The organism is Dolichospermum sp. LEGE 00240, from assembly GCF_015207875.1.
GTDB lineage: Bacteria > Cyanobacteriota > Cyanobacteriia > Cyanobacteriales > Nostocaceae > Dolichospermum > Dolichospermum gracile.
Map to the genome: position 1 here is coordinate 1 of NZ_JADEVZ010000147.1, position 3692 is coordinate 3692.

The 3692-nt window shown below is 40.5% G+C and carries 7 protein-coding genes and 1 pseudogene; 3 read left to right on the top strand and 5 right to left on the bottom strand.

What is annotated here, in order from left to right; all coding sequences use genetic code 11:
- A partial coding sequence (locus IQ226_RS24490; protein ID WP_143336292.1) for a transposase occupies positions 1 to 111 on the top strand: 111 nt, incomplete at its 5' end.
- 123 nt (positions 112 to 234) lie between these two features.
- On the opposite strand, the gene IQ226_RS24495 is transcribed toward IQ226_RS24490, so the two are convergent.
- Positions 235 to 888, bottom strand: coding sequence for a hypothetical protein (locus tag IQ226_RS24495; RefSeq protein ID WP_193899724.1), 654 nt, complete (start codon positions 886 to 888; stop codon positions 235 to 237).
- 403 nt (positions 889 to 1291) lie between these two features.
- Here IQ226_RS24495 and IQ226_RS24500 point away from each other — a divergent pair, with 403 nt between their 5' ends.
- Together IQ226_RS24500 and IQ226_RS24505 are read left to right on the top strand one after the other, a co-directional pair.
- Positions 1292 to 1777 carry a hypothetical protein gene (locus tag IQ226_RS24500; protein WP_096670412.1) on the top strand — a complete coding sequence of 162 codons (486 nt, stop codon included), beginning with the start codon at positions 1292 to 1294 and terminating at the stop codon, positions 1775 to 1777.
- A gap of 11 nt (positions 1778 to 1788) precedes the next feature.
- Positions 1789 to 2079, top strand: a complete 291-nt coding sequence (locus IQ226_RS24505) for a hypothetical protein (protein ID WP_053538261.1) — start codon at positions 1789 to 1791, stop codon at positions 2077 to 2079.
- Between the two features lie 104 nt (positions 2080 to 2183).
- On the opposite strand, the gene IQ226_RS24510 is transcribed toward IQ226_RS24505, so the two are convergent.
- The 4 genes and pseudogenes from IQ226_RS24510 to IQ226_RS25485 form a co-directional block, all read right to left on the bottom strand.
- A complete protein-coding gene (locus tag IQ226_RS24510) occupies positions 2184 to 2399 on the bottom strand; it encodes an NAD(P)H-quinone oxidoreductase subunit O (protein WP_027401856.1) in 216 nt (71 codons plus the stop codon).
- A gap of 80 nt (positions 2400 to 2479) precedes the next feature.
- Positions 2480 to 2662 (bottom strand): annotated as a pseudogene (locus IQ226_RS24515) (hypothetical protein); the annotation flags it as partial.
- Between the two features lie 179 nt (positions 2663 to 2841).
- The gene (locus IQ226_RS25480) at positions 2842 to 3090 is read right to left on the bottom strand and encodes a hypothetical protein (RefSeq protein WP_228039663.1); all 249 of its coding nucleotides are present in this window, start codon (positions 3088 to 3090) and stop codon (positions 2842 to 2844) included.
- Positions 3091 to 3360: 270 nt separating this feature from the next.
- Entirely contained in the window at positions 3361 to 3573 is a 213-nt protein-coding gene (locus IQ226_RS25485; RefSeq protein ID WP_228039664.1) for a hypothetical protein, read from the bottom strand.
- Positions 3574 to 3692 lie beyond the last annotated feature (119 nt).

Sequence of the window (3692 nt, forward strand, 5' to 3'; positions counted from 1 at the left end):
ATTAATAATAAACTCAAATTAATCAAAAGACTTGGATATGGATTTCGCAACTTTAGTAATTTTAGATTACGTAGTTTATTAAACTGGCACTTTAGTATTAATTCTCCATAAAAGGGACGCAAGAGCCAGAAATTACTGGAATCAAACTAAAAGGATTTACAGGTTTTTGACGTGCTTGTTCAAATAAGGCATATATATCTGTGTTTGACATGATTTTTCTCTACTTTACTTTTATCAAGGTTTACTAGCGAAGAATAAAAGACCTCTAATTTCACTATTGATAGAGTCTTGTTTCTGTTCTTCAGTTGCTCCCCGTGCTTCTCCACTTTGGAGATATAATAATTGCTCTGCTTGCATATCCATGATCCAATCATTAAATTGATCTCGTTGCAACTGATTTCCTACTTCTTTACGTATCTGCCAAATAGGAACTAACCCAGCATGACTATAGCTTTTATCTAGCTTGTCAAATAAATCAAGAATCTCTGACTTAAACTCCTCATAAGAACCAATCACCCCACCACCAGACGCAACCGGCGCAGCTACTACATTAATTTGACCTATCCACCGCAACAACGCATTAGCCGCCCAAGTCCCCACAATAGTTCCCTCAAACTTAAACTCACCACTACGCAAACCTGCACCTAACACATCTAAACCGATTGGTGACTTGAGAGTATAACCAGTCTTAGAAACAGTAACAGCCCCCTGTTCCTGCAAATCCTCTAAAATGCCCTTATAGTCCGCCATTTTCTGACCCTTAGCCACTATCCGCTTCGTCAGCAAACCTTTTTTCACTTCCTGTTGATTTGCTCCTAAGTCCCACAACGCAAGCAGCAAGCGAGTTTTAGCATATAAAGCCTGTAAATTTTGGGCTTTGGCGTTCATATTCAGTATCCCAATTAACTAAAAAATATTATAAGTATTTTATTTGTTACTTGGACAAAGATCAAACAATATTAACTATTTTGATGTAAATAAGACAAAAATCAATATTTATGACTTATGCTGCAAATACCCTGAACAGGTAAGGGTAAAGCATGAGCTAAACCGCTACATTTATACTCAGGATTGGGATATTGTTTGAGTAGGAAGTCCCTAATTGCATATTTCCGCAGAGGTAAGAAATTAGAGTCGCTTATATCAGCAGCAAGATGGAAGACCGACAAAAATAGTTCATGATTACATACAAATACTATACCCATCCTTTTCTAGGTACGAAAAAACAAAAGCTCAAATCTGCCTTTGTGTCTGTACGGAGATTAAAGAGTTGTAAATAATAGGAATAAGAATGAAGACTATATATAAAGAGCGTAAACTCGGTTTACGCGTGCAAGCAATACTGATGTCTACATTACTCTCAGTTCTTTTATTAACAGGCTGTGGCGGTGGTTCTCGAAACGCATCAGTACCACCACCTGTTGATGATACAGCAGGTAGAAACATGAGCGATCGCTCTTTAGTAAATCAACCCGAAGCCAAAAAAGGATTATCCACAGGTCAGAAAGTGGCACTTTTAGGGGGAGCAGCCGCTCTTTACTATCTCTACAACAAACAAAAAAACGCTCAAGGAACAGGAGCAAAAGGCAAATATTATCTCTCCAAAAATGGGCGCGTATATTACCGTGATGAGCAAAACCGCGCTCACTGGGTAACTCCTCCCCCAGATGGTATTCGTGTTCCCGAATCAGAAGCGCAAAAGTATAGTGACTTCCAAGGCTATAACGGACGCACCACAGGTCGGGATCTCACTCAATTACCAGAAGCAACACAATAAGGAAACAAATCATGGTTAACGACTTTTTGCAAAAAGCGAAAGATTTTTTAGTAGGGTTAGGCGATAAACGAGATCAAGAAGAAATCCGTCCACCTCGTGATGACCTCAACGAAGCCAATTTTGGTGATGTTCGTCCCGCTAGTGAAGACCCCTATGGCGACCCCGCCAACCAAGGCAACTTTGGTAATGTTCGTCCCGCCAGTGAAGACCCATACGGCGACCCCGCCGACCAAGGCAACTTTGGCAATGTTCGTCCCGCCAGTGAAGATCCCTATGGCGACCCCGCCGACGAGGAAAATTAACTATCTGGTGAAAATTAAATCTGCGTTTTCCAGAACCCTTGTAGAGACGTTCCATGGAACGTCTCTACTTTTTTGGAGATATCTATTTCTATTAGACATCTAAATTAGGCAAACTCTTCTAACTGTGACAACTTTAACCAAATATTGGGCGTTGGTACTTGTCCAAACTTCACCAAAGCATAATCACCCTTGATATCCACAATTTCCCCTTGGGTTTCAAACAAGTAACTAGGTAAACGGGAATCACTAGCCTGTGCTTCTAGACTATTTTCTAGCTTTTCCCGAATAGCCCGCACCATATTTCCTTTTTTAATCGCCATAAGTTGCCCTCGTTCCAAAATAAACGCTTTTACTGAAAATTTTAGCCTGTACCCAGACACAAGGGGAATTTTTCTATTAATCACCTGGTTTTTTGGCCGACATCATCCCCATATTTCCGCCCGCGCCATTGCTTAGGAGTGTGAAATGCAGATAAAAAGATGCGTAGCACCGCTAAAGGGTCAGCCAAAGGAGAAAGCCAGAATAACCAACCACCAGTGGCATCTTTCCGATCATAGGAGGGTGCGATCGCTAATAATAACAGTATTGGCGTGAGCAATAACTCCACCCCCAAATCCCTCTCCGCCGGCGAGGCAGGGGGCAGTTCTAATTCTTCCTCCTGATTCCTGTACAGACGTTCCGGCGGAACGTCTCTACTGACTTCTAACCCATAACTTACGTCACGCTGCGCTATCATGAAAAGACTTTTTCAGCAACCCCTACTTATGATGATCTAAATTGAGTGGTGACATATTCCATGAGATCATTTTGCACTGTAAATCCGGTATGGTTGCATTCAATCAGCGATCGCCATTTTAGCCTATTTATGCTTCCCAATAGCTTCTGGGAAGTGACAGCAGGAATGATCTTGTTGAATAATTCTGGCATGAATATGGGTTTGCGGTGAATCGCTAGGGAATAGATCACAGTTTTATCTAAATCTGATAAGCGTTGAAATTGTTGATCTAACAAATCGTAAATGTTCCCAAATACGGTTACACGTTGGTCTAAAAAAAGATCAATCTTGCCAGAAAATAGAAAATCAATATTGGTGGCAACAATTTTGAGTATCAGCGGATTTCCTGCATAGTGATGATGTAAGGTTTCCCATTCTGCTTGAGTCTTGTCAATTCCTTCTGACTGTAAAATCTTGAGTCCATCTTCAGGAAGTAACCCTTTCAGGATCAGTGATTTAATCGAATTAGCTTTTCTCTCTAGTAAACTAAATGCGATCGCTGGTTCTCAACTGATGATAATTAAACAACTTTTGTGGGTAGACTCCCCAATTGTGCTAATCAGTTGTCCATAACCTTCAAACCCTTCTCGATATGATCCCCCTCGTTCTCCCCATTGCAGAATGGATTCTAGATTATCCAAAACCAGCAAACAACGAGTTTGATGGAGATACTGCATTAACTTTGATATTAATTGATCTGGAGATTTTGGTACCCACATTCCGCAGATACTAAAGCAAATTTAGGAATTAAAAATTTAGAGAAAGTAAAGCCTGAAAAGATTGCCGAGCAAAGATTTCAGGCTTTTATTTGTTAAAATAGTGTGATCAAATAGAGAGG